Genomic DNA, 20,164 nt, shown 5'->3' on the forward strand with positions numbered 1-20,164 from the left:
GTGGGTGATGCGGACGAATCTTGGATAGCTAGACCGGTCTGCATATTTTTTGGCGAGCGGTCGGCGCGGCATCGGGCCGGCTGCTGCCGCGGCCGCGGCCGCAGGGCGCCCGTGCAGCGGCAGTGGCTACGAGCGGCCGGACGCCTTCGCGCCGAGGAGGTGGAGGACGGCGTGCCGGGCGTCGTCCAGGGGCTCGCGGCTGCGTCGGACCGAGGCCAGCAGCACCGCGCCCTCCAGTAGGGCCAGGGCCTGGCCGGCGGCCACCGCGGCCTCGGCCGGGCGGAAGCCGCCGGCGGTCAGCTGCTCGGCCAGGATGCGCTGCCAGCCCTCGTACACCTCGGCGCACACGGCGCGCAGTGCCTCGTTGGTCCCGGCGACCTCCAGGGCGACGGTGGCGATGGGGCAGCCCTTGGTGTAGTCGGAGCGGGCCAGGCGGTCCGCGAACACCTCGGTGAGGTGTCGGCTGAGCGCGGCGGCGTCGGCTCCGTCGGCGGCGAGTCCGGTCAGCAGGTCGGCGACCTCCTGGCCGGACTGCAGCAGTGCGGCCGCGACCAGTTGGTCCTTGCCGCCGGGGAAGTGGAAGTAGAGGGAGCCGCGCGGTGCGCCGGTGACGGCCAGGACCTGGTTGAGGCCCGTGCCGGAGTACCCGTGCTGCTCGATCAGTTCCCGGGTGCCGGCGATCAGCCGGGCCCGGGTCTCCTCGCCCTTTGCTCCCATGGACGGAGACTGTAGACCGGTCTGTATATTCCTGTCGACCGAATTCCTGGCGACCACACTTCTGGGGGCGGCACCCCTGGCAGCCGCACCCCTGGCGACCGCAGGCCCGGCGACGCGCTGCCCCGGGCGGAGGCTCCGCGGTGGCTGCTCAGGCCCGCAGCTCCGGCGGGAAGCCCGTCCAGCGCAACTCCTCGGGCAGGTGGGACTGGTCGTTCAGGAGGAGGACGGCGGAGGGGCGGCCGGGGGCGAAGCGGAGCACGGTGAGCGCCGCGTTGGCCGCGTTGAGGCCGAGCCAGCGCCAGGCGGGGGCGTCCAGGGTGTGGCGGACCAGCCAGCCGATCAGGAAGGCATGGGTGACGACCAGTTCGTGCCGGTCCTCGGGGCCGTCGACCGGTCCGGTGAAGCGGTCGACGGCCCGGCGGGCCAGTTCCGGTCCGCGGGAGAGCTCCTCGGGGGAGGCCTGGGCCAGGAAGCGCAGCAGGAACTCGGCACTGTCGGCGGGCAGTTCGTCGGCCGACGGCAGGTACGGGACGTAGTCGCCGGCCTCCTCGCAGGCGGACACCGGTACTCCGCCGAGCTGGTCCCCGATCAGCCGGGCGGTCTGCGCGGCCCGGGGTAGCGGCCCGTGGTGGACGGCCGTGAGGGGGCGCTGCGCCAGGCGGCGGCCGAGCAGCACGGCCTGCCGGCGGCCGGTGGGGCTGAGCCCGTCGCGGTCCGCCTCACTGGTCGCCTCACTGCTCGCCTCGCCATCCACCTCACCGGCCGACCCGCCACCCGACCCACCACCCGACTTGCTGCCGACCGGGCTGCGGTGGGCCGCCTCGCCGTGGCGGGCGAGGTACAGGTAGCGGGTGGCGCGGTCGGTCACGGGCAGGCTCCTGGGGTTCGTTCGGTGGGACGGGGTCCGGTCCCGGAGTGTGACGCCCGTGCGGCGGGTGGTGGTTCCGGGGCCCAGGTCCCAGGTCCCAGGTCAGCCGGAGTGGGCCCGGTTCAGCAGGGCGAGTTCCTCGGCCGTCAGCCGCAGGGCGCCGGCCGCGATGTTGTCCTCCAGGTGCGCCACGTCGCCGGTGCCCGGGATGGCGAGGACGTGCGGACCCCGGTGGAGCGTCCAGGCGAGCCGGACCTGGGCGGTGCTGACGCCGCGCGCCTCGGCCACCGTCCGGACCTCGCCGGGTTCCGCCCCGGCGGCGGCGCCGCCCTCACGCCCGGCGCCGGCGATGGCGTAGAACGGGACGAAGGCGATGCCCTGCTCGCCGCAGAGTCGCAGGACCTCGTCCTGGGCGGGCGAGGCGCCGATCCCGTACGGGTTCTGCACGCAGGTGACGGGGGCGATGGCCCGGGCCTCGGTGAGCTGGTGCGGGTGGACGTTGGAGAGGCCGAGCTGCCGGATCAGTCCGGCCTGCCGCAACTCGGCGAGTGCGCCGTAGCGTTCGGCGATCGAGTCGGTGCCCAGGATGCGCAGGTTGACCAGGTCGAGGTGGTCGCGGCCGAGCTGGCGCAGGTTCTCCTCGACCTGGGCGCGCAGCGCCTCGGGGGTGCGGGCGTGGTCGATCCACCGGCCGTCGGTGCCACGGGCCGGGCCGACCTTGGTGGCGATCACCAGGGCGTCGGAGTACGGGGCGAGGGCGCGGTTGATCAGCTCGTTGGCGGAGCGCAGCGGGGAGAAGTAGAAGGCGGCGGTGTCGATGTGGTTGACGCCCAGTTCGACCGCGCGACGCAGTACCCGCAGGGCCTGGTCGCGGTCGCGCGGTACGGCGTCCGGTACGAGCGCCGGCCCGGTCTGCGGCAGGCGCATGGTGCCGAAGCCGATCCGGTGGACGGTGCGGTCGCCGAGCTGCCAGGTGCCGGACGAGGCGGCGGACACGGAAGCGCTGGTCGGGGAAGCGCCGGTCGGGGAAGCGCTGGTCGAGGTGGTGTCGGAAGTCATGCTGGTCATGATCGCGATTGAACTAACCTGATCGCCACTGATTCGGACATGTGTGAATCCACGGGGGAAGGCGTTGGCGGAGCTGCTGTTCACGGCAGGTGACCTGGCCCGGATGCGGTTCGCGGTCGCACCGATGTGGGAGGTCGGGCCGAGCCTGCGTCTGCTGCGCTCGGGAGCGCCGCACGCCGTCCACGGCCCCTGGGTGGAGCAGGTCCGGCCCCGACTGGCGGCGCTCGGCCCGGCGTACGGGCTGCTCGCCGAACTCGTGCCGCCCGCCGGGTACGTGCCGGACTTCCTCAATCCGGCCCCGACCGGACCCGCGCCGACCCTGGCCGGGGAACTCGCCGCGATCCGGGCCACCCCCGCCGGGCAGGTCCGGCGCGACCTGGACCGACTGGCGGCGGACCAGGCCGACCAGGCGGACCAGGCGCACCGGGCGGACCGGGGCACGCTCGGGCCGAGGCTGCGAGCCCTGTACGCCGACCCGGAGGCCGGGCTGGCCCGGCTCGCCGAGGCGGTCGAGGCCTACTGGGAGCTGGCCCTCGCGCCGTACTGGGCGCGGATCCGCGCCGTCCTCGACGCCGACGTGCTGTACCGGGCCCGGCAGGCCGCCGAGCACGGCGCCGAGCGGGTACTCAACGACCTGCACGCCGAACTGCGGTGGACCGACGGCGCCCTGCGGCTGAGCCGGCGCTCCCGCCCGATGCCCCGCCGCACCGCCGGGCCGGGCCTGCTGCTGATCCCCTCCGCGTTCACCGGCCCCGGCCTGTTCACCCTCCTCGCCCCGCCGGCTCCTCCCCAACTCGCCTACCCGGCCCGGGGGATCGGCCGTCTCTGGACCGCGGGGCCACCGGCCCCCGGCACGGCGGCCCTCGCCGCGGTGCTCGGCCGCTCCCGCGCCCTGCTGCTCGCCGAACTCGCCGCCCCCGCCTCGACCACCGAACTCGCCCACCGCACCGGCCTGTCGCCCTCGGCCGTCTCCCAGTACCTGACGGCGCTGCGGGACGCCCGCCTGGTGAGCGCCCACCGCGCCGGGCGCTGGGTGCTGTACGCCCGGACGGCCACCGCCGAGGCGCTGCTCGACCCGGACGGCTGACGGGCGCCTCGGCTACGGTGGGAGCAGGGTGGTAACCGCAGCGTTCGGACGGGGGAGACATGACGGCAGTCGGCGTTCCGGGCCCCGAGCCGGACTGGGGTCCGGCACCCTCCTACCAGGGCGGCAACCCCAACCCGGCCTTCCAGCAGAGCATGTGGGAGTACGCCGCCGGTACATTTCGCCTGGTGGCGGGCCTGCAGCCCCCGCTGGACGTGCTCGCGGCGCGCCTGCGGCTGACCGTCGAGCGGGGCTGGGAGGACCTCGGCCCGGTGGACGTCGCCATGTTCCGCATCGGGAGGACGTCCTTCGCCCTGAGCAGGCTCGGCGGACAGGTTCCCCCGTGCACGTTCGTCTGGTTGAGCCGCTCGGTGGACGACCCGGAAGCGGCCCTGGACTCCCTGCTCGACGCTCTCGGCATCGGCCGTGAGGCCCTGGCGTTCCGCGGCAGCGTGGAGACCGGCTTCGAAGACCTCAACGGGTGGAACGGGTAGCGGCGTCGGAGCCATCGGCCCTGCTGCGCGGCGGAGTTGGCGGCCGGGCCGGACCGACTAGGCTGCCCGACATGGAGCAGGAACAGCCCGTGGACGAGGCGCCGGTCCCGCTGACCGCCTTCGACGGACGCATCGCCCTCGACCCGGCCACCCGGATCGCCACCGTGGACGGCCGGGAGGTGCAGCTCACCCGCCAGGACACCCGGGCGCTACGCACCCTGATCGAGCTCGGCGAGGGGATGCACGACCTGCGGGACATCCGACTGCACGGCTGGGACGGCCTGTCCGACCACCGGGAGCTGCGCCACCCGATGGCCGTCCTGCGGGCCAAGCTCGGCGAGCCATCGTGGGTCGTCCGGGAGCGGGACCGGGACCGGGAACGGGAGCGGGACCGCTACGGACTGCGGCCCCCCGGCCCGCCGCCGTCTGGGAAGCTGCGGGCATGACGTTTCCGCTCCTTCGCTGCGCCGTCCTGGACGACTTCCAGAGCGTCGCCACCAGCTCCGCCGACTGGACCCCGGTCGCCGACCGGGTCGAGGTGACCGCCTTCCGTGAGCACCACACCTCGGAGGAGGAACTGGTCGCCGCGCTCGCCGGGTTCGACATCGTGGTCACCCTGCGCGAGCGGGTGCCGTTCCCCGCCACGCTGTTCGCCCGGCTGCCCCGTCTCAAGCTGCTGGTCGCCTCCGGCATGCGCAACTCGGTGATCGACCTCCGGGCCGCCGAGGCGCACGGCGTGACCGTCTGCGGTACGGCCAGCTCCGGCACTCCGCCGGTCGAGCTGACCTGGGCGCTGCTGCTGGGCCTGGCCCGCGGTCTCGTCCAGGAGAACACCGCGCTGCGCGAGGGCGGGCCCTGGCAGAGCACCGTCGGGGCCGATCTGCACGGCCGGACGCTCGGAGTGCTCGGTCTCGGCCGGATCGGCTCCGCCGTCGCCCGGGTCGGGCTGGCCTTCGGCATGGAGGTGCTGGCCTGGAGCCGGAGCCTGACCGACGAGCAGGCGGCCGCGGCGGGTGTGCGCCGGGCCGCCTCGAAGGAGCAACTGCTCGGGGAGAGCGACTTCGTGTCGGTCCACCTCGCGTCGAACGCGGGCACCCGGGGGCTGATCGGCGCCGCCGAGCTCGCCCTGATGAAGCCGGAGGCCTATCTGGTGAACACCTCCCGGGCGGCGATCGTCGACCAGGACGCGCTGCTCGCGGCCCTCACCGGCGGCCGGATCGCGGGGGCCGCGGTGGACGTCTTCGACGTCGAGCCGCTGCCCGCCGACCACCCGATGCGCCGCGCGCCCCGGCTGCTGGCCACCCCGCACCTGGGGTACGTCTCGCAGGAGAACTACCGGCGGTACTTCACCGAGGCGGTGGAGGACATCGCGGCGTTCCTGGCGGGTGAGCCGATCCGCCGTCTGGGCTGACGCCCGCGCCCCGGCCCGGCCACCGGTCGCATACTGACGGCATGACGAGCGGAGACGGTGGCCGGGGTACGGGCCGACGCGGGGTGCTGCGGGCGGGTGCGGCGGCGGTGCTGCTGGGCGCGGCGGGGTGTACGAGCGGTACGAAGTCCGCCGTGTCCCCGGCGAGTTCGACACAGCCCCCGACAGCGGCCCCGACCCCGACACAGGCCCCGACCCCGACAGCGACCCAGGCGGCGACCCCGACAGCGCCCCCCGCAGCGACCCCGCTGCCCAACCCGCCACTGTGGCAGCCCGGCCCCGGCGAGATCCAGCCCGACGTCAAGCGCCGCGCCGTCGAGCTGGTCGCCGCGCTCGGCGCCTGGCCGCCCGGCGGGCAGGGGTCCGGGGCGGCCCGGGCCCGGGTGGCGGCGCTGGGCCTGCCGCCGGGCCTGGCGGACGGGGCCGGGCGGCTCGCCCCGGCGGCGCCGGAGGCCGCCGTGGAGGTGGTCGACGCCCAGTACGGCGGGATCCTCGCCGACTCGGCGAGCGTGCTGGTGGTCTGCCGCCAGTGGACCAGGCAGCCGGACGGCTCGGTGGCGGCGGGCGGCATCACGGTGGACGTCCGGCTGAGCCGGGCCGAGCCCCGCTGGACGGTCACCGCCGTGCACCCCGGCGACCCGGGCCCGGCCGCCGGGTCACCCGCCGCCACACCCGCCGCCTCACCCGCCTCACCTGCCGCGCCCGCCGCACCCACCCCCGCGGTGGCGAAGGTGCTGGCCGAGCCGAGGATCGAGCTGCCGCCCGAGGCCGCCGCCGATCTGCTCAGCGGCACCGTCCACGACAGCGTCCTGACGGCGATGCTGCGGCTGGCCGGCCCGTACGCGCTGTCGGTGAGCGTGGTGCGCACCGGTCACCCCCTGGACGTCTTCGGGACGACCCGGCCCAGCGACCATCCGCTGGGCCGGGCCTTCGACGTCTGGCGGATCGACGGCCGGGCCGTGGTGGACCCGGCCACGCCCCGGCAGCTGATCGAGTCCTTCATGCGGGACGCGGCGGCGGCCGGTTCGTACAACGTGGGCGGGCCGGTGGCGATCGCGGGCGTCGGCAACCAGTTCTTCACCGATGACACCCACCACGACCACGTCCACGTCGGGTTCACCAGCTGATCCGACAACGTCGGCCGGCCGGGACCTAGTTGACGTTGACGCCGCTCCAGGCCGCGGCGACCGCGTTGTACTCGGTGCTGCCGGCGCCGTAGAGGTCGCGGGCGGCGTTGAGCGAGGCGGCGCGGGCGCCCTTGTAGTTGGTGGTGGAGGTCATGTAGACGGTCAGCGCGCGGTACCAGATCTTGGCGACCTTCTGGTTGCCGATGCCGGTGACCGTCGACTTGTTGCAGGTGGGGCTGTTGTAGGTGACCCCGTTGATGGTCTTGGTGCCGCTGCCCTCGCTGGCGAGGTAGAACCAGTGGTTGCCGACGCCGGAGGAGTTGTGGACGTCCAGCTTGCCGACCGAACTGCTCCAGCAGTCGGCCGACTTGCCGTCCAGCGAGGGCTTGTCGAAGCGGCGCAGCCACGGCGGGGTGGACTGGTCGCTGAACAGGTAGTCGCCGGTGTCGATCTTGTTGTTGGCGTACCACTCGACCATGGTGCCGAAGATGTCGCTGGTCGACTCGTTGAGGCCGCCGGACTCGCCGCTGTAGCGCAGGTTGGCGGTGGCGCTGGTGACGCCGTGGGTCATCTCGTGGCCCATGGTGTCGAGGTCGACCTGCTCGGGGTCGGTGGTGCCGTCGCCGTCGCCGGTCATCATGCAGAAGCAGCTGTCGGACCACTGGGCGTTGTCCCAGTTGGTGCCGACGTGGACGAAGACGGTGGCGCCCTTGCCGTCGTTCTTGATGCCGTTCCGGCCGTGCACGTTCTTGTAGTAGTCGTACGTCCAGGCGGTGTTGGCGTGGGCGTCGACGGCGGCGGTGGCGCGGTTGGTGGAGAACTTCTTGCCGTCGCCCCAGACGTTGGTGGTGCTGGTGAACGGGGTGCCGGAGCTCGCCTTGATCGAGCTGGCGGACAGGTTGCCGGCGTCCTTGGTGACGTGGCCGCGGACCGGGTCGGTCAGGGTGTAGCCGCCGTTGGCCGGGGTGGTGTCGACGGTGACCTGGCCGGTGTACTCGGAGTTGCCGGTGCCGGCTGCCTGGTGCTCGGCGTCGTAGGACTCGATCTGCTCGCCGGTGGTGGCGTCGGTGACGACGACTTTGCCGGCCGGCTGGCCGTGCTCGCCGGTGCCCTCGACGACGGTGCGCCAGGCCAGTCGCGGGGTGCCGTCGGCGGCCCAGACGACCAGTTCGGGGCTGCTGGTGGCGTCCCGGACGCCGGGGGCGGCGGAGATCGCGTTCGCGGCGCCGGCCTGGGCGGGGACCTTGGGGACGGTGGTCTTCACGGCGGCGTCGTGGGCGGCCGCCCGGGAGGTGTCCTTGAGCCTGCCGCGGGCGTCCTGGTGGACGACCAGGTCGCCGCCGACCACCGGAAGGCCCTGGTAGGTGCGGTCGAAGCGGATGTGCGAGGCGCCGTCGGCGTCGAGGACGACGTCCTTGAGGACGAGGTCCTGGCCCGCGCCGTAGCCGAACACCCCGGCGTTGTGGGTGACGTTGGCGCGGGCCTGGGCGATCGCGGCCTCGCGGGTGGCGGGGGCGGCGGAGGCCGTGGTGGGGACGGCCACGGCGGCGAGGGCGGCGACGACGGCTATCGCTCCGGCCGTGCGGGCACGGCGGGACGAGGAGTTGGGGCTCACTCTGACTCCGGTGGGGGTGGGGTGCAGGGAAAGGGGCTGCAAAGAGCTGCGACCGAGATTGACGGCGATCAGTCAGGTCGGGCTAGAGGAAAGGTCATAACTTTGCCAAGTTGTGTCCTGGTCCAATCAAAAATGATCGGAACTTAACAAGCCGTCTACGCTGCCGTCGTGACGATCGACTACCAGTGGCGCGGAGCGCTCACCGACCCCGAACTCGACCGCCTGCAAGCGGACGGCTTCGGCCACCCCCTCGAACCCGGCCAGTGGCTGGCCCGCCTGGCGCGGCACAGCCTCGGCTGGGTCACCGCCCGGCGGACCGCCGACGGCGCCCTGGTCGGCTTCGTCAACCTCGCCTGGGACGGCGGCACCCACGCCTTCCTGCTGGACACCGTGGTCGCACCGGCCGCCCGGCGGCACGGCGTCGCCACCCGGCTGGTCGGCGAGGCCGCCGACGGCGCCCGCAGCGCCGGCTGCGCCTGGCTGCACGTCGACTTCGAGCCCCACCTGCGCGCCCTCTACCTCGACGCGTGCGGTCTGCGCCCCACCGAGGCGGGGCTGTTGGCGCTCTGACGCCCTATGCTTCCGCTCCATGGACGGATGGGTGGGGGCCTGGACCGGCGGGCGGGCGGCGGTGCACCTGGGCAATGTCGCGGACTTCAACGCGCAGTTCTTCGCCCCGGGCATGGACGCCGCGCAGCGGGCGCGACGGCTGCGGCAGGCGCACCACTACGCCTGCCTGGCCGTCGGCTACAGCCCGGAACCGGCCGTGCTGGTGCTGCCCGCCGAGGTCGACCGGGTCTGGACCGACTGGCTGGGCCGGGAGTTGGGCTGGGGCCCGGTCGAGGTGCACACCGGGGTGGCGGGCGACCGGACGCTCGCCGAGGCGCTCGCCGCCCGCCCCGCGCTGGCCGCCCGGATCGCCGACTCCGGCCACCCGGTGGTCAGTTGGGGCCGTACGGCGGCGCAGGGCGAGGGGCCCGAGCTCGACACCGTCCGCCGCTACGAGTCCAAGGCCGCCGCGCACGGGCTGTTCGCCGCCCTCGCCCCCGAGCACCCCGGGGTCGTCGTCCCCGCCCAGGAGCGCGTGGGGAGCCGTCGCCGCGCCGCGCACAGACTCACCGTCCGGGCCGTCCGGGGCCTGACCACCGTCCTCAAGAGCCCGTACGGCGTGGGCGGTTACGGCACCGTCGTGGTCGAGCCCGCCGAGCTGTTCGCCGCGGGCGGCGGAGGCGCCCTGCTGCGCCGCCTGGTGCGCTCCGAAGTCCTGCCTCCGGACGGCGAGTTGCTGCTGGAGGAGTACGTGGACCCGGGCCCTTCCGCCCGGCTGCGGGACCTCACCTACGACGCCGTGATCGGCCCGGACGGCACCGTGCACCCGGTCGGGGCCGGCGTCATGGAGGTGGCCGGCACCCGCTACCAGGGCGTCACCGTCGGCCCCGGCACCGTGCCGCGGGCCGCCGCCGACACGGCGCGCGGGTTCGCCCTGGCCGTGGGGGAGCGGCTGGCCGCCGAGGGCCACCGCGGTTGGTACGACGTCGACTTCGTCACCGACCGGCAGCGCCGCCTCGCCCCCACCGAGATCAACCTGCGGCTCACCGGCCCCGCCGTCGCCTTCGTCCTGCGCGAGCGACTGGACCAGGTGCGCGGCCCCGGCCACCTCGTCCGTACCCTGGACGCGCTGCCGCTCGGCGCCCGGCTCGCCCCCGAGGCGCTGCACGAGCACCTCGACCGGTTGCGCCCGCGCTGCGCCCGGCTCGGCGTCACCCTGCTGCCGCTGATCCCGACGGCGGCCCACGACCCGGAGCCCGCCGTCGGCCTCGCCCTGGCCGGGCCCGACGCCGAGGCACTGGACGCCGCGCAGGCGCTGGTCGAGGCGGCCAACGGCGCGCTGGCCGGGATGTTCGAGGCGTTGCGCTGAACGCCGGCCCACAGGCAGGAGCTTGAGGACGGACCCTAGTGCCTCCTCCCCGCCTTCTGCTTCTGCACGGTCTTCGGCCGGCTGAGCAGGAAGACCACGACCACCATGGCGGCCAGCATCAGCGGGACGTTGAAGACGTAGACCATCACCACCTCGCGGGTCCAGTCGTCGGCCGCGGTGAGCCGGTAGAGGTTGTCCTGCGGCCACCAGGAGGCGAGCAGCCAGAAGATCGACAGGTAGGTGACCACGGACAGCCTGAACGACCGGCCCTGTCGCAGGACCGAGGGGAAGCCGAAGAACAGGAAGGCCATCCCGGCGCCGAAGGAGAGGTTCTCGAAGAAGTAGAGCAGCTCGAACCAGGTGTGGTAGCCGCCGTCGGGCACCGCCGAGAGGTCCGTCGCGCCCTTGAAGAAGACATTGGTGAGGCCCCACGCGAAGAACGCGACGACGATCGCGATCGCGACCGCGCAGCCGATCGGATCGGAGTCCGAACCGCCGCGCCCGCCGCCGCCCTTGCCGCTCCGCCCGGCCCCGCCCTTGCCGCCGCGCCCGCCTCCGGCCTTGGCCGAGCGCGGGGCGGTGTGCCCCGGCGGGGCGGGCAGCGGCAGCTTGGAGCGGTCGAGCTTCCCGGCGCGGGTGCGCGGCAGCTCGGGGACGACGACCACGGCGGTGGGGTTCGAGAAGCCCCTGAGCTGGGTCAGCAGGTACTGGGTGAGCGACCAGCCGTCCGTCCCGTCCCGGTCCGGCGCTCCTTGTACGGGCACCGCGTAGCCGACCAGCTGCCGCTGTCCGGGCCGCGTTTCCATCTCGACCACGACCGCCTCCCGCACCTTCGGGTGGGTGCGCAGCGCGCCCTCCGCACGGGCCGCCACCTTGACCCGGGCGACCACCGTGGTCGGCCGGTCCGCGCCGAGCGGTCCGACCACGGTGGTGGCCCGGCCGACGAACTCCAGGACGCCGTCCTCCCGCAGCACCCCGAGGTCGCCAGTCAGCAGCACCCGGCCGTCCGGATCGAACCTCGCCCGGATGAAGCGGCGGGCGGTGTCCACCGGCCGGCCCAGGTAGCCGCGGGTCAGGCCGGAGCCGGCGACGGCGATCTCGCCGACCCGCCCGGGCGGCACCGGGGTGGCCCGGGGGCCGAGCACGTACACCCGGGTGCCGGGGAAGGGCCGGCCGACCAGCGAGACCCGCTCCGCGCCGGGGGCCGCGGCCGCGCCGCGCACCTCGAACCAGGTGCTGTCGACGGTGGCCTCGGCCAGGCCGTAGACGTTCAGCACCCTGGTGCCCTCGCCGAGCAGCCGTTGCAGCGCCAACTGCTCGTCCAGGTACCACTTCTCGGCGCCGACGGTGAGCAGCCGTACTCCCGGCAGCCCGGCGCGGGTCACGGACAGCAGGTCGGTGAGCCGACGCGCGGTGCGGACGTTCAGCTCCATGACCGTGATCCGCTCCTCCGCGACCAGCGCGGGCAGCGCGGCGAGGTCGGCGGTGCGGTCCAGCGTGAGGTTGAACGGGGTGACCACCAGGGTGGCGCCGGTGCCCAGCGCGCGCACCCAGTCGGCGGTGAAGACGTCGAACTCCAAGCTGGCCGTCTGCAGGATCCGGTCCTCGGGCGTCAGACCGTACACCTCGCGCCAACCCGCGTACGCGGCCAGCAGGTTGCGGTGCTCGACCAGCGCGCCGGTGGGCAGGCCGGTGGAGCCGGAGGTGTAGAACACGCAGGCGAGGTCGCCGGGGGTGACCTCCGGCCGCTCGAACCCTCCGTCCGGCCGCTCGAACCCGCCGTCCGGCTGGTCCTGGTCGTCGACGCAGACCACCTCGGCGCCGCCCGCGTCCGCGAGCCGGACCAGGTGGCGCCGCTCGGTGACCACCAGGCGGGGCGCGGCGTCGGTCAGCACGTGCCGCAGCAGTGTGTCGGGCGCGGTCGGCTCCAGCGGCACGAAGGCGGCGCCCGCCTTGAGTACCGCGAGCAGCGCCACGTACACCTCGGTGCCCCGGCCCAGCGCGACCGCCGCCAGGCCGCCGGGGGCCAGCCCGCGCCCCACCAGTACGGCCGCCAACCGGTCCGCCCGGGCGTCCAGTTCCCCGTACGTCAGCTCCGCCTCGCCGCAGCGCACCGCCACCGCCCCCGGCGCCCGGCGGGCCTGCCGCTCGACCAGAGCGTGCAGACTGCCCGGCCGTTCCTCGTCCACCACCATCACGCCTCCCCCTCGCCCCCACGGAAGAGCACCATGTTCCTCCCAACTCCTCCCGCACGACAGGGTTCTGGACGGTTCACTCCTCGGACGGCCCGGCTCGGCCCCGGCCGACGGTTGTACGGTGCACACGGACGGTCGGCGCCGGGCCGGTCGGGTACGGCGCCCCGCCCCCCTGACCGGCACCACGATCGGAGAATCGCCCCATGGCCCCGTCCTTCGACGGCCCGCTGCTGCGCACCCAGGACGTCGACGTCGTGCGCGACGGCCGGCACCTGCTGCGCGGCATCACCCTGGAGATCCGGCCCGGCGAGCACTGGGCACTGCTCGGCCCCAACGGGGCGGGCAAGTCCACCCTGCTCGCCCTGCTCGGCGCGGTCTCCCACCCCACCCGCGGCACGGTGGACGTGCTCGGCCGCCGGCTCGGCCGGGTCGACATCCGCGAGCTGCGCGCCCACCTCGGGCACGTCAACCCGCGCCACCCGCTGCGCTCGCCGCTCAGCGTGCGCGAGGTGGTGCTCACCGGCCACACCAACACCATCGAGCCGGAGTGGCACCGCAAGCCCGCCCCCGAGGCGGTGGAGCGGGCCGAGGAGCTGATCGAGACCCTCGGCATGGCCGCGATGGCGGACGCCCCGTGGACCACGCTCTCCCAGGGCGAGCGCGGCCGGGCCCTGATCGCCCGCGCGCTGATGCCCAGCCCCCGCCTGCTGCTGCTCGACGAGCCCGCCACCGGCCTCGACCTGACCGCCCGCGAGCTGCTGCTGGACAGCCTGGACCTGCTGCGCCACCAGCACCCCGAACTGGCCAGTGTGCTGGTCACCCACCACCTGGAGGAGCTGCCGGAGAGCACCACTCACGCGCTGCTGCTGCGCGAGGGCGAGTGCCTGGCGGCCGGTCCGGTGGACGAGGTGATGACCACGGAGCTGATCAGCGCGACCTTCGGCCACCCGATCCGGATCAGCCGCCAGGACGGCCGCTGGACGGCCCGCGCCGCCGCCCGGCGCGCGCCGGGGAGGTAACGGTTCGGGCAGGGCAGGGGGCCGGGTATGGACGGTAAAGACTTCTTACGTAAGGTATGCCTTAGCTAATCAGGAGGCACCGGCCCGGCCGGCGCTTTACCCGGCCTTGGCACCCCCATGCCCTTTTCCGTTGGAGCCCCCATGTCCGCCCGCCGCCGTTCCACCGCAGCCGCGCTGCTCAGCCTCGCCGTGGCCACCGCCGCCCTGGCCGGCTGCGCGTCGAAGAAGGACGACAAGGCGGGCGGCTCGGACGCGGTCAAGGTCAACGCCACCGACACCGCCTGCGAGGTCTCGAAGACCAGCTTCCCGGCCGGTCACGTGGTGATCGACATCAGCAACAAGGGCTCCAAGACCACCGAGGTGTACGTCTACGCCGCCGGCGACAAGATCGTCACCGAGCGGGAGAACATCGGCCCCGGGACCAAGGCCAGCATCAACGCCGAGATCAAGGCCGGCAGCTACGAGGTCGCCTGCAAGCCCGGCATGGTCGGCGACGGCATCCGCCAGAAGATCACCGTGACCGGCGACAGCGGCAGCGCCGCCCCCGCCGACCCGCGCCTGGCCGCCGCCGTCGACGCCTACCGCAAGTACGCCCAGGAGCAGGCCGACGCCACCGTCCCGGCCGTCGAGGCCTTCGCCGCCGCGATCAAGGGCGGCGACCTGGAGAAGGCCAAGTCGCTGTACGCCCCCTCGCGCACCGGCTGGGAGCGCACCGAGCCGGTCGCCGAGAGCTTCGGCGACGTCGACCCCAAGACCGACACCCGCGAGGACAAGCTGGAGCAGGGCCAGGCCTGGACTGGCTGGCACCGGCTGGAGAAGGCCCTCTGGGCCGACGCCAGGATCGGCGACGAGGAGAAGACCCTCGCCGACCAGCTGGTCGCCGACCTCAAGGACTGGCAGAAGAAGATCCCCGAGGCGGAGATCACCGCGACCAGCATGGCCAACGGCGCCAAGGAACTGCTCGACGAGGTCGCCACCAACAAGATCACCGGTGAGGAGGACCGCTACAGCCACACCGACCTCGCGGACTTCCAGGCCAACGTCGAGGGTGCCCAGAAGGCCTACGAGCTGTTGAAGCCGGTCGCCGCCGAGAAGAACCCGGAGCTGTCGAAGACCCTCGACTCCGAGTTCACCGCCATCAACGCCCTGCTCGCCAAGTACAAGCAGGCCGACGGCACCTTCACCCCGTACGACACGGTCACCGAGGCCGAGCGCAAGACCTTCTCCGACGCGGTCAACTCGCTGGGCGAGCCGCTGTCGAAGCTGGCCGCCGCCGTCGTCGTCAAGTAGCCCACCGCCGAACCGGGTTCGGCCGTCACCGCAGCTCCGTAGTTCCGCAGGCCAGCAAGCCGGTAGGCCAGCGGTTCCGCAGGTCAGCAGTTCCGTAGTTCCGCAGGTCAGTAGTTCAGCAAGAGTGAGAAGGGCCCGCCCGCCGATGGACGCCGAGAACGAGCAGCAGCAGGGTGCTCCGGCCGCTGCCGCCACCGCCAACCCGGGCGCGGTCAGCCGCCGCGCCGTCATCGGCTGGGCCGGCGCGGGCGTCGCGCTCGGCGCCGCGGCCGTCGGGTCGGTCGCGGCGGCGAGCCGCCAGGACGACGACCCCGTCCCGGCGGCCGCTGCGACGGTCGCCGCGGAGGTCCCGTTCTACGGCGACCACCAGGCGGGCATCGCCACCCCCGTCCAGGACCGGCTGCACTTCGCGGCCTTCGACGTCTCCGAGAAGGCCACCCGGGAGTCCCTGGTCAAGCTGCTCAAGGAGTGGACCAAGGCGGCCGCCGCGATGACCGGCGGCCGCGAGGTCGGCACCGGCGCCGTCCCGGCCTCCGCCGAGGCCCCGCCGGACGACACCGGGGAGGCCCTCGGCCTGCCCGCCTCCCGGCTCACCCTCACCATCGGCTTCGGCCCCGGCCTGTTCGAGAAGGACGGCGTCGACCGCTTCGGCCTCAAGGCCCAGCGCCCCGAGGCCCTGATCGAGCTGCCCACCTTCAAGGGCGACAAGCTCGACCCGCTGCGCAGCGGCGGCGACCTGTGCGTCCAGGCCTGCGCCGACGACCCGCAGGTCGCGGTGCACGCGATCCGCAACCTGGCCCGGATCGGCATGGGCACCGTCAACATCCGCTGGTCCCAGCTCGGCTTCGGCAAGACCTCCTCGACCACCCCGGACCAGCAGACCCCGCGCAACCTGATGGGGTTCAAGGACGGCACCCACAACATCGCGGGCAGCGACGGCGCCAACCTCGCCGAGCACGTCTGGGCCGCCCCCGGCGACGGCCCGGAGTGGATGACCGGCGGCTCCTACCTGGTCGCCCGGCGGATCCGGATGCACATCGAGACCTGGGACCGCGCCCCGCTCAAGGACCAGGAGGACACCTTCGGCCGCACCAAGGGCGAGGGCGCCCCGTACGGCAAGGCCAAGGAGCACGACGCCCCCGACCTCAAGGCGATGCCCGCGACCTCCCACGTCGCCCTGGCCCACCCGGACGCCAACAACGGCCTGATGATCCTGCGCCGCGGCTTCTCCTTCACCGACGGCACCGACGGCCTCGGCCGGCTGGACGCCGGACTGTTCTTCCTCGCCTACCAGCGCGACACCCGCAAGGCCTTCGTCCCGCTCCAGCAGCGGCTCGCGGCCACGGACAAGCTCAACGAGTACATCCAGCACGTCGGCTCCGCCCACTTCGCCTGCCCGGCGGGTGTCCGCAAGCCGGGGGAGTGGTGGGGTCAGGCCCTCTTCGGCTGAGCCTTCCCACCTCCAACACCTCTAGGAGTCAGCCGTGTTCGGCAACTACCTGATCGGCCTGCGCGAAGGCCTCGAAGCCAGCCTGGTCGTCTGCATCCTGATCGCGTACCTGGTCAAGACCGACCGCCGGGACAAGCTGCCGCCGGTGTGGCTCGGCGTCACCGCGGCCGTGGTGCTCTCCATGGTCTTCGGCGCCGTCCTCCAGTTCGGTTCCTCGCAGCTCACCTTCGAGGCCCAGGAGGCGCTCGGCGGCTCGCTGTCGATCATCTCGGTCGGGCTGGTGACCTGGATGGTGTTCTGGATGCGGCGCACCGCCCGGCACCTCAAGACCGAGCTGCACGGCAAGTTGGACGCGGCGATCGCGATGGGCACCACGGCGCTGGTGGTCACCTCCTTCCTGGCGGTGGGCCGCGAGGGCCTGGAGACCGCGCTGTTCATCTGGTCCGCGGTGCAGGCCACCGACGACGGCTGGAACCCGCTGGTCGGCGCCGCGCTCGGCCTGCTCACCTCGGTGGTCCTCGGCTGGCTGTTCTACCGCGGCGCGTTGAAGATCAACCTGGCCAAGTTCTTCACCTGGACCGGCGCGATGCTGGTCGTGGTCGCGGCAGGCGTCCTCGCCTACGGCGTCCACGACCTCCAGGAGGCCGGCTGGCTGCCCGGCCTGCACGCCACGGCCTTCGACATCTCCAGCACCATCCCCAAGGACAGCTGGTACGGCACCCTGCTCAAGGGCGTGTTCAACTTCCAGCCGGACCCGACGGTGCTCCAGCTGGTCGTCTGGCTGGCGTACCTGCTGCCCACGCTGGCCGTGTTCTTCAACCTGTTCGGGAACCGGGCGAAGCCCGTCACGGCCAAGCCGGCCGCCTGACCCGGCCGTTCACGGCACGCACCGCACTTCACCGCACCGCCCCGCCCGGCACCCGCCGGGCGGGGCGGTGTCGTTTCGGCATTACGCCCCCCTGCTCCGGTTCGGAGCCACGTCCAACCCGTCCTGGAACGAGGTCTCCAGGGCGAGGAGCAAGCACGAAGGCCAAGCACGAAGGCCAAGCACGAGGGGCAAGCACGGGGGCACCGGCGAGGGGTACGGACGAGGGGTACGGACACGCACCGACGCCGGAGCCCCGGACGGTTCGACCGCCCGGGGCTCCGGTGGGGTTGTCGAGGCGCGGGACTACTCGCTCTTGATCGCGCCCAGGATGTCCAGCTTCGCCGCCCGGTGGGCCGGCCAGAGCGCGGCCAGCAGGCCGATCACGGCAGCCGCGAGCAGGAACCCGAGGATCTGCAGTGGCGGCACCACGGTGCTGAGCCCCTTGAGGTCGCCCGCCATCGTCCGGACGACCGCCCAGGCGGTCAGGATGCCGAGGCCGATCCCGACCAGTCCGCCGAACAGCGCGATCAGCAGCGACTCCAGCCGGACCATCCGGCGGATGCCGAGCCGGTCCAGGCCGATCGCCCGCAGCATGCCGATCTCCCGGCGGCGCTCGAACACCGACATCGCCATGGTGTTGACCACGCCGAGGACGGCGATCACCACGGACATGCCGAGCAGCCCGTACATCATGTTCAGGATGTTGGTGACGGCCTGGCGGCTTTCCGCCTTGATGTCCTTGTCGCCCTTGACCGCGATCAGCGGGTTGCCGCCGGTGGCGTCGCGCAGCGCCTGCTTGAGCTGCTCGGTCGCGCCGTGCTCGCCCTTGACGAGGACCTTGTTCGGGCCGGAGCCGGGCTCCGCGTGCCGGCCGACCACGGCGTCCGGGGCGATCACGCTGGCCAGCGCGGTGTTGGCCTCCAGGATGCCGCCGATGGTGAGCGAGCCCTTGCTGCCGTCCGGGTAGGTGACGGCGAGGGTGTCGCCGACCTTGTAGCCGGCGCTCTGGGCGCGGCCGGTGCTGACCAGCAGCTTGCCCTGCTTGAGGGCGTCCGCGGAGCCCTCCTTGATCTTGACGGTGGCCAACCGGTCGATGGTGGTGGCGTCCACCGCGGTCATCCACTCGGACCGGTCGTCGGCCCCGTCGACGGTGACCGGGACGGTGCGCTCGGGGCTCATCGCGCTGACGCCGGGGGTCTTGGCGATCTGGGTGGCGACCTCGTCGGACAGCATGGTGCCGTTCTGCATGGCCACGGTGTAGTCGGCCTTGATGTCGCTGTCGGTGGAGTCGTCGACGGCCTTGTTCACCGAGGCGCCGATCACGGTCAGCGAGGTGATCAGCGTGACGCCGATGGTCAGCGCCGAGGCGGTGGCGGCGGTGCGGCGCGGGTTGCGGACGGCGTTCTCCTGGGCCAGCTTGCCCGGGGTGCCGTACACGGCGCGCAGCACGGGGGCCAGCAGGGCGATCAGCGGCCGGGACAGCAGCGGGGTCAGCACGAACACGCCGAGCAGCAGCGCGGCCGCGCCGAGGCCGACGAGCTTGACCTCCTTGCCGCTGATGCCGGCGGCCAGCGAGCCCAGCCCGGCGACGGAGAAGAGCAGGCCGACGGTGTTGCGGACCACCAGGCTCTTCTGGGTGGCGGGCTGCTCGACGGAGCTCATCGCGGCGACCGGAGCGATCCGGGAGGCCCGGCGGGCGGGCAGCCAGGCGGCCACCAGGGTCACCAGCACGCCGACCGCTAGCGCGGTCAGGACGGTGGTGGGGGCGATCACCAGCGGGCCGTCCGGCAGGTTGGCGTCCATCGGGCCGTTGAGCAGCGCCTTGAGGCCGACGGCGATCCCGACACCGGCCAGCAGGCCGCCGATCGAGGCGGTCAGGCCGACGAGCACGGCCTCGACCTTCACCGAGCGGGTGATCTGCCGGCGGGTGGCGCCGACGGCGCGCAGCAGCGCCAGTTCCCTGGTGCGCTGGGCGACCAGCATGGAGAAGGTGTTGGCGATGATGAAGATGCCGACGAACAGCGCGATGGCGGCGAAGCCCAGCAGGAAGGTGTTCAGGATCTTGGTGCCCTGGGCGATCATCTTGTCCTGCTCGGCGGCCAGGTCGCGGCCGGTGCGGGCGTCGATGTTGTCGCCCTGGGGCAGTGCCTGCTTGACGGCGGTGAGCAGCGCGGCGTCGTCGGTGCCGGGCTTGGCCTTGACGTCCAGCGACGCGTAGCGGCCGGGGCTCAGGTAGAGCCCCTGGGCGGTGGCGTCGTCGAAGGCGGCCAGCGAGCCGCCGGCCATCACGCGCGGGTCGTTGGTGTGCAGGGTGCCGGTGAGCTTGAGCTCCATGACCGGGCCGTTGACCGCGACCCGGACGGTGTCGCCGAGCTTGAAGCCGCCCTTCTCGGCAGTCCGGGTGTCCAGGGCGATCTCGGTGGCGCTCCTGGGGCCGCGGCCCTCGACCAGCGGGTAGCGCGGGTCGGTGCCGTCGGCGCCCGGCACGTAGTTGGTGCCGGTGGTGGAGAAGCCGTTGCCGATCAGCGCGCCCTTCTTGTCCGCGATGCCGGCGAAGCCGCTGACCACGCCGCGGGCGTCGGCGACGCCGGGCAGGGCCGCGATCTTCTTGCGGGCGTCCTCGGTGAGGGTCGGGGTGTCGGCGTTGTGGCGGGCGCCGTGGTCGTAGCCGCGGCCGACGGCCGAGTCGTCGCTGACCGTGACGGCGATGTCGGCGTAGCTCTTGGAGTTCTGGCTCCGGAGGGCCTGGCCCATGGTGTCGGTGAAGATGAGCGTGCCGGCGACGAAGGCGGTGCCGAGCATGACGGCGAGCATCGTCATCAGCAGGCGGCCCTTGTGGGCCAGTACGTTGCGCAGTGCGGTGCGGAACATGGGGGAGCGTCAGTCCTGGGGGTACTCGGGGGCAGGTGGGCTCGGACGTGCGAACGGGCTCAGCTGGTGCGGCCCTTGGCGTCGAAGCGGCGCATGCGGTCCAGGACGGTGTCGGCGGTGGGGTTGTGGAGTTCGTCGACGATCTTGCCGT

General features: G+C 73.4%; 17 protein-coding genes and 1 pseudogene. 11 read left to right on the forward strand and 7 right to left on the reverse strand.

What is annotated here, in order from left to right:
* Positions 1–126: 126 nt before the first annotated feature.
* The 3 genes from ACFY2K_RS36925 to ACFY2K_RS36935 all read right to left on the reverse strand — a co-directional run bounded on the left by ACFY2K_RS36925 (position 127) and on the right by ACFY2K_RS36935 (position 2,644).
* Complete coding sequence (locus ACFY2K_RS36925; protein WP_387717060.1) at positions 127–717, reverse strand: TetR/AcrR family transcriptional regulator; 591 nt, start codon at positions 715–717, stop codon at positions 127–129.
* Between the two features lie 148 nt (positions 718–865).
* The gene (locus tag ACFY2K_RS36930) at positions 866–1,585 is read right to left on the reverse strand and encodes a histidine phosphatase family protein (protein ID WP_387717061.1); all 720 of its coding nucleotides are present in this window, start codon (positions 1,583–1,585) and stop codon (positions 866–868) included.
* A 102-nt stretch (positions 1,586–1,687) separates the two neighbouring features.
* Positions 1,688–2,644 carry an aldo/keto reductase gene (locus ACFY2K_RS36935; protein ID WP_387717077.1) on the reverse strand — a complete coding sequence of 319 codons (957 nt, stop codon included), beginning with the start codon at positions 2,642–2,644 and terminating at the stop codon, positions 1,688–1,690.
* A 112-nt stretch (positions 2,645–2,756) separates the two neighbouring features.
* Between ACFY2K_RS36935 and ACFY2K_RS36940 the strand changes: the two genes are divergently transcribed.
* The 5 genes from ACFY2K_RS36940 to ACFY2K_RS36960 all read left to right on the forward strand — a co-directional run bounded on the left by ACFY2K_RS36940 (position 2,757) and on the right by ACFY2K_RS36960 (position 6,787).
* Complete coding sequence (locus tag ACFY2K_RS36940) at positions 2,757–3,740, forward strand: DUF5937 family protein (RefSeq protein ID WP_380642461.1); 984 nt, start codon at positions 2,757–2,759, stop codon at positions 3,738–3,740.
* A 59-nt stretch (positions 3,741–3,799) separates the two neighbouring features.
* Positions 3,800–4,231: a hypothetical protein gene (locus ACFY2K_RS36945; protein ID WP_380642447.1), complete on the forward strand. Its 432-nt coding sequence runs from the start codon at positions 3,800–3,802 to the stop codon at positions 4,229–4,231.
* 71 nt (positions 4,232–4,302) lie between these two features.
* Positions 4,303–4,677: a hypothetical protein gene (locus ACFY2K_RS36950; RefSeq protein WP_387717063.1), complete on the forward strand. Its 375-nt coding sequence runs from the start codon at positions 4,303–4,305 to the stop codon at positions 4,675–4,677.
* On the forward strand, positions 4,674–5,642 hold the full coding sequence (locus tag ACFY2K_RS36955) for a D-2-hydroxyacid dehydrogenase family protein (RefSeq protein ID WP_380524288.1): 969 nt from the start codon (positions 4,674–4,676) through the stop codon (positions 5,640–5,642). The genes ACFY2K_RS36950 and ACFY2K_RS36955 overlap by 4 nt, the downstream gene beginning before the upstream one ends.
* A gap of 41 nt (positions 5,643–5,683) precedes the next feature.
* Entirely contained in the window at positions 5,684–6,787 is a 1,104-nt protein-coding gene (locus ACFY2K_RS36960) for a hypothetical protein (RefSeq protein WP_387717065.1), read from the forward strand.
* Between the two features lie 25 nt (positions 6,788–6,812).
* On the opposite strand, the gene ACFY2K_RS36965 is transcribed toward ACFY2K_RS36960, so the two are convergent.
* Entirely contained in the window at positions 6,813–8,402 is a 1,590-nt protein-coding gene (locus ACFY2K_RS36965) for a M4 family metallopeptidase (RefSeq protein WP_375895723.1), read from the reverse strand.
* Between the two features lie 168 nt (positions 8,403–8,570).
* Between ACFY2K_RS36965 and ACFY2K_RS36970 the strand changes: the two genes are divergently transcribed.
* Together ACFY2K_RS36970 and ACFY2K_RS36975 are read left to right on the forward strand one after the other, a co-directional pair.
* A complete protein-coding gene (locus ACFY2K_RS36970; protein ID WP_387717068.1) occupies positions 8,571–8,972 on the forward strand; it encodes a GNAT family N-acetyltransferase in 402 nt (133 codons plus the stop codon).
* Positions 8,973–8,991: 19 nt separating this feature from the next.
* Positions 8,992–10,320, forward strand: a complete 1,329-nt coding sequence (locus ACFY2K_RS36975) for a hypothetical protein (RefSeq protein WP_387717070.1) — start codon at positions 8,992–8,994, stop codon at positions 10,318–10,320.
* A gap of 35 nt (positions 10,321–10,355) precedes the next feature.
* On the opposite strand, the gene ACFY2K_RS36980 is transcribed toward ACFY2K_RS36975, so the two are convergent.
* Positions 10,356–12,515 carry an amino acid adenylation domain-containing protein gene (locus tag ACFY2K_RS36980; RefSeq protein WP_387717072.1) on the reverse strand — a complete coding sequence of 720 codons (2,160 nt, stop codon included), beginning with the start codon at positions 12,513–12,515 and terminating at the stop codon, positions 10,356–10,358.
* 203 nt (positions 12,516–12,718) lie between these two features.
* On the opposite strand from ACFY2K_RS36980, the gene ACFY2K_RS36985 reads away from it, so the two are divergent.
* From ACFY2K_RS36985 to efeU, 4 genes are all read left to right on the forward strand, one after another.
* The gene (locus tag ACFY2K_RS36985) at positions 12,719–13,534 is read left to right on the forward strand and encodes an ABC transporter ATP-binding protein (RefSeq protein ID WP_380642455.1); all 816 of its coding nucleotides are present in this window, start codon (positions 12,719–12,721) and stop codon (positions 13,532–13,534) included.
* A 141-nt stretch (positions 13,535–13,675) separates the two neighbouring features.
* Entirely contained in the window at positions 13,676–14,824 is a 1,149-nt protein-coding gene (gene efeO, locus ACFY2K_RS36990) for an iron uptake system protein EfeO (protein WP_387717074.1), read from the forward strand.
* Between the two features lie 145 nt (positions 14,825–14,969).
* On the forward strand, positions 14,970–16,274 hold the full coding sequence (efeB, locus tag ACFY2K_RS36995; RefSeq protein ID WP_380592297.1) for an iron uptake transporter deferrochelatase/peroxidase subunit: 1,305 nt from the start codon (positions 14,970–14,972) through the stop codon (positions 16,272–16,274).
* Between the two features lie 34 nt (positions 16,275–16,308).
* Positions 16,309–17,142, forward strand: a complete 834-nt coding sequence (efeU, locus tag ACFY2K_RS37000) for an iron uptake transporter permease EfeU (RefSeq protein ID WP_380592299.1) — start codon at positions 16,309–16,311, stop codon at positions 17,140–17,142.
* Between the two features lie 303 nt (positions 17,143–17,445).
* Here efeU and ACFY2K_RS37005 read toward each other — a convergent pair whose 3' ends face one another.
* Both ACFY2K_RS37005 and ACFY2K_RS37010 read right to left on the reverse strand, forming a co-directional pair.
* Positions 17,446–20,013: an ABC transporter permease gene (locus ACFY2K_RS37005; RefSeq protein ID WP_380592301.1), complete on the reverse strand. Its 2,568-nt coding sequence runs from the start codon at positions 20,011–20,013 to the stop codon at positions 17,446–17,448.
* A 59-nt stretch (positions 20,014–20,072) separates the two neighbouring features.
* Positions 20,073–20,164 (reverse strand): annotated as a pseudogene (locus tag ACFY2K_RS37010) (ABC transporter ATP-binding protein); the annotation flags it as partial.

Source organism: Kitasatospora sp. NPDC001309, assembly GCF_042896295.1.
Lineage (GTDB): Bacteria > Actinomycetota > Actinomycetes > Streptomycetales > Streptomycetaceae > Kitasatospora.